The organism is Pseudomonas sp. sp1636, assembly GCF_030376615.1.
Classification (GTDB): domain Bacteria; phylum Pseudomonadota; class Gammaproteobacteria; order Pseudomonadales; family Pseudomonadaceae; genus Aquipseudomonas.
This window is the reverse complement of the sequence record NZ_JARRAB010000051.1, coordinates 1-474: the sequence shown is the minus strand read 5'-3', so window position 1 is coordinate 474 and position 474 is coordinate 1. Positions and strand designations below refer to the sequence as shown.

Here is a 474-nt window from a genome sequence, read left to right as displayed (position 1 = left end):
GCTGAGCGTGAAGTTGTCGCTCTCGATACCCGGGCCGTCGGTGGTCGAGCTGGTCAGCTCATAGCTGTAACTGGCCACCCCGGTGGTGCTGTTGTAGGCGCTGATGGTCAGGCTGCCGTGGGCGCCGGTGAACACGCTGCCGGCCAAACTGCCGATGGCCACGGTCACGCCGTTGATGGTCACGCTCTGCAGGTCGTCCAGGCCGTCGGCGTCGCTCAGGGTAAAGGTGCCGCTGGCGAATTCGCTGTTGCTGGCGGCGTCCGAGCCCTGGGCCAGGCCGGCTTCGAAGACTCGGTCGTTAGCGCCGTCGTTGCCCGGATCGACCGTTACCTTCGGCCCATCGTTGCTGCCGGTAATGGTAATGGTCAGGGTGGCCATGGCGGTGTCGCCATCGGCGTCCTGCATGGTGTAGCTGAAGGTCTCGCTCAGGCTCTCACCCGCATCCAGACCCTGCACCGCCGGATTGGCGTTGTT

1 protein-coding gene is annotated in these 474 nt (G+C 65.2%); it reads right to left on the bottom strand.

What is annotated here, in order from left to right; genetic code table 11:
- On the bottom strand, window positions 1–474 hold a 474-nt coding region (locus P8H27_RS20535; protein ID WP_289639603.1), incomplete at both ends, for a VCBS domain-containing protein.